This window comes from Leptolyngbya sp. FACHB-671 (assembly GCF_014695745.1).
Taxonomy (GTDB): domain Bacteria; phylum Cyanobacteriota; class Cyanobacteriia; order Elainellales; family Elainellaceae; genus JAAUTN01.
The window spans coordinates 1-3,989 of sequence record NZ_JACJOV010000007.1 but is presented as its reverse complement, the minus strand read 5'-3'; the positions used below and the strand labels follow the sequence as shown (position 1 = coordinate 3,989).

Sequence of the window (3,989 nt, the reverse complement as noted above, 5' to 3'; positions counted from 1 at the left end):
ACATGCCTCGTTGACCCGCGCAGTCGTGTAGAGGCAGATACCAAACAACGCCCGATCTCGCTCGGTCGGCAACCCTTCTGTATAAGAGAGCAACGACAGGGAGGCGATTGCCTCTGGCAATCGCCTCCCTTCCTTCCCCTTTTCCACTCCAACCCAGTAGCCGCAATAGCTTCAGATCTGAAACCAACCCCACCTTGCCATCAAACAACCAAGCGATCTCCTGTGGCGAGAGGATCTTAGCTTGGTCGTGGCGGTTTATTTTCACGGCTGAAGCAGTACGGGTGTTCAGCCAATTTTACATTAGGAAAGGTCAATAAGTTAATCTATCAACCTCAAATGCTTATTTCTCCGTCGATCTGAATTCTCAAATTAGGAGAACTTAAGAAAAACTTATTGCTGAAAGAACTTCTGGCGGGATACTGGCAGTTTTTTCTGTCGATTACGCTCTAAATCGATAGAAAAACCGTTTGCAAGTTAAAGCGGAAATTAGCGCTCGTCAAAGTAACTAAACCTATAATTCTGTCGATTCGCTGTTAAATCGACAGAACAAATGGTCAGCCCTCACCTAGAAGCGGAACGCAATCGCCTCCTTCAACTCATTCAAGCCATTCGCGATTCTGGCGGCGTGGCTTCAACCAATCTTGGGATCAGTCCTGCACTTAAAGGTGAGTACGTCTGTTACAAGCTCAGCAGCAAGAATCCTGACTTCAAGAATCAGCACCTGGACAAAGCTGGCAGCGAGAAGTACCGCAACTAGAGAGCGAGAATTAAATGGCGGGTAGCGTGACCTCAAACTGGAACAGCAACTCACAATGCTTCAGGAGTGATCGTCAGACAACGAGCTAAGCCATTACCAGCGAATGGAGAACTCTCGGGCTGATACAGCGAATAAAATATTCCATTCTGGTTGGATCAAGTATCAGTCAATCAAACCGTATTGCTCACACAGAGTATGCAACTTCTGCTTAAATCGCTCCTGAACGAATGTGGGTGAGACGATGACACAATCCTCTCCATAACGAAACACCTCTCGAAAAAACCAGAAGGTGCTTGAGACACGCCGCACTACACTTCGGACAGGGGGACTACGATCGCTTAACCATTCATTACTCACGTCAGCAGTCTTAGCTTCGTAAGCAAATGCTAGACCCTTAAGCAGGTGCATTTCAACTTCTAGATAATCTAAGTGCGATCGCCATTGTCCCTGGACTGTGCTGATCGCCGCATCTGGGATGCGATCGAGACGCAAAATCCAGTTATGCTGCAATTCGGGTAAGTCCTGATTACCTTCAGTTTCTTCGCACCAGCATTCTAGATACTGCCGCCGTTCATAAGGAGTAATCCGGGCATGGCGAATGGTAAAGCTCCAAGGATAATCGGCTGCATCTCGATAGGTGAGTCGAAACGGAGTTTGGCGGCGAATATACTGGTCGATTTGCAACCGCCAAGACGCAAGCGGTGTTTCCAGGAATCGATCAATCTCGCTTCTTAAGGGAATTGATAATTCCCTCCGCTCTGCTAAAAGTTGAGCCACTATTTGGGCAGACTCAGGGTGTCCAGCATCGATAAGGGTCTGGATAGATTGATGAAGTACCCTGATGCGAGTTTCTGACCAATCGTTATTGCGACCAATCAGTAGTTCTCGACGGGCGATCGCTTCCACCAGTCGAGAAATATTTGGGCGATCGCCCCACATCATCCCCTGCTCAACAGCAATCTGCTCCAACTGCTCTTTGTCCTTGTCAGAAATCGATAAGGTAATTGATTGACCACGACGACCCATTCCAATGCTCCGTTTGTACGTACACTTTGTACTTGCATGTTTTTTATTGTGCTGCCATTATGAATACATCGCAACCAGTCACGTACACCTTAAGACGATGACGGACTACAGTATTACGCTCAAACCTGTTTATTCGCAGACAGTTCCAACACCTTCTGACATTACGCTACCCAATGAATGGTTACTCTCCTGGCATCAGGCAGCAACTTTAGCTGCTTTATCCAACCCCAATGTTGATGTCGTGTTTAACGTTGCTATGACTGGGGATGGAAAAAGTCTTGCCGCTTATCTCAAGAGTTTGCAGGAGTACTACTGTGCAATTGGTTTGTATCCAACGAATGAGCTAGCTCGTGACCAAGAGTTGCAAATCTTCAAGTATGTGCAAGTTTTTAAGCCGTCTCATGAACCCCGCATTAATCGATTAAGTGGTGCAGATTTGGAAGTTTATGCTGAAACTGAAAACTTGAGGAAAGCAGAAGCGATTGCAACTCGAACTGGGCAATCGGAAGTTTTGGTCACAAATCCCGATATCTTTCACTATATTTACCGGGGAGCTTATGTATTTCGAGGCGATGCTCCAGACAAACTGTGGAATCGAATTGACCGCAACTTTGACTTATTCATTTTTGATGAATTCCATGTGTTTGGTGCTCCTCAAATTGCCAGTGTCATCAATACATTGCTACTGATTCGCTACACCAGTGGGTTAACCCGTCGCGATGGGACTCACAAAAAGTTCTTATTTCTATCTGCGACACCAAATGAACAATTGCTGAAGCGATTAGAAACCGCAGGGCTACGATGCCAGATCATTGATCCGCTGGCAACCGGAAAATACTGCTTTCCAAATAATCAAGAAGAGTTAAAACAGCTCAACTTGAAAGACTGGCGATTAGTTGCCCGTTCCATTCGACTCAGTTTTATCCCTTTAGAATCTACCTCTAAAGCCTCAGAAGCATGGTTACGGGAAAATGTGGATCTGATCCTAAATCAATTTCAACAACATCCAGGGAGTAAGGGAGCAATTATTCTCAACTCAATCGCAGCAGTTAAACGGCTGACTCCTTTCTTTCGAGAACTTCTCGAACCATATGGGCTGAAAGTCAGCGAAAATACAGGCTTGTCCGGAAAGGGTATTAGGGAACAGTCCTTACTCGCTGACTTAGTGCTCGGTACTAGCACGATCGATGTGGGGGTTGATTTCAAGATTAATTTTTTGATCTTTGAGTCATCCGATTCAGGAAACTTTATTCAAAGATTAGGACGCTTGGGACGACATGATGGTTATGAGCAGGATGGGAAGAAAATCCAGTTTGATGGATTTACTGCTTACGCCCTTGTCCCAAACTTTCTGGCAGAGCGTTTATTTGTTGGGGAGGCACCACCATTGGAAACTGAGGGTATCTACGACCGCCCATTTCTCAATCAAAGCATCCGTGAACAGTACCGAAAACTTAATGACTTTCGTGGTTATTACAAACGTTGGGGGGCAGTGCAGTCGTTTTACTTACTGCTGAGTTTGAACAATACCACTGTTCAACAACAGTACGTCGGGAGCCGCGAGAAATTTCAGACAGCCTGCGAGGAAGTCTTTGATACCAACTTGAAAAAAGTTGCAGGGCAGGTGCGGGGATGGGCGGAAGAGTGGCAACAGCTTTCCGGCAAAAAAGGGAACCCGATCGCTGATGATGCCTGTAACTTTCGAGGTTCCAGCCCCTTGCAATGTGGGTTGTACGATTTGACGGAACCCAATGAGGTGGATCGCTTCAAAACCTATGATTTGCCGGGAGTTTTAGGCAATCTTGAAATTGAAATGTTGTCTAAAGCCGCCTTTATACGAATGCTGGAGGAGGTAGAGAGCCAGAAGGATCAGCCCATTCCCAAAGGACGGTTCGCCCATTGCCTTGCGTTCATGCAATTAAAGGCGTACCGAGAAGAACGCTTGAACTGGAAGTTCACCTATCCTGGGAATTTACAGTCAGTTGCCGATGCCTGGAAGGTGCAGGTCTTGACCGAACTGGAGATCTGGCAACCTGAAAACCGTTGGGCAACTGAAATCAACAAAACACTTAGAAAGGAAGGCTTGGTTGCCTATATACTGCGTCGCCCAGTGACTGAAGTCCGGATGCGACTGCGATTACCAATGCACTTTCAGCTTTATCCCATCAGCGATCAGTACAGCTTCCACGATGCAACGGCACCCTAC

The 3,989-nt window shown here is 46.5% G+C and carries 4 protein-coding genes; 2 read left to right on the top strand and 2 right to left on the bottom strand.

Going from position 1 to position 3,989, the window contains the following annotated elements; all coding sequences use genetic code 11:
• Window positions 1-265, bottom strand: a 265-nt coding sequence (locus H6F93_RS00125; RefSeq protein ID WP_190677965.1) for a hypothetical protein, incomplete at its 3' end; no start/stop codon positions are given.
• 285 nt (window positions 266-550) lie between these two features.
• Here H6F93_RS00125 and H6F93_RS00120 point away from each other — a divergent pair.
• Window positions 551-757, top strand: coding sequence for a hypothetical protein (locus H6F93_RS00120; protein ID WP_190677962.1), 207 nt, complete (start codon window positions 551-553; stop codon window positions 755-757).
• A gap of 162 nt (window positions 758-919) precedes the next feature.
• On the opposite strand, the gene H6F93_RS00115 is transcribed toward H6F93_RS00120, so the two are convergent.
• Window positions 920-1,783 (bottom strand): WYL domain-containing protein, encoded by an 864-nt coding sequence (locus tag H6F93_RS00115; RefSeq protein WP_190677959.1) that lies wholly within the window; start codon window positions 1,781-1,783, stop codon window positions 920-922.
• A gap of 97 nt (window positions 1,784-1,880) precedes the next feature.
• Between H6F93_RS00115 and cas3 the strand changes: the two genes are divergently transcribed.
• A partial coding sequence (cas3, locus tag H6F93_RS00110) for a type I-D CRISPR-associated helicase Cas3' (RefSeq protein WP_190677956.1) occupies window positions 1,881-3,989 on the top strand: 2,109 nt, incomplete at its 3' end.

What these genes read in the sequence shown, in the direction of transcription:
- H6F93_RS00115 (WP_190677959.1), bottom strand. Translation starts at nt 1,783, where the DNA reads ATGGGTCGTCGTGGTCAATCAATTACCTTATCGATTTCTGACAAGGAC.
- H6F93_RS00120 (WP_190677962.1), top strand. Translation starts at nt 551, where the DNA reads ATGGTCAGCCCTCACCTAGAAGCGGAACGCAATCGCCTCCTTCAACTC.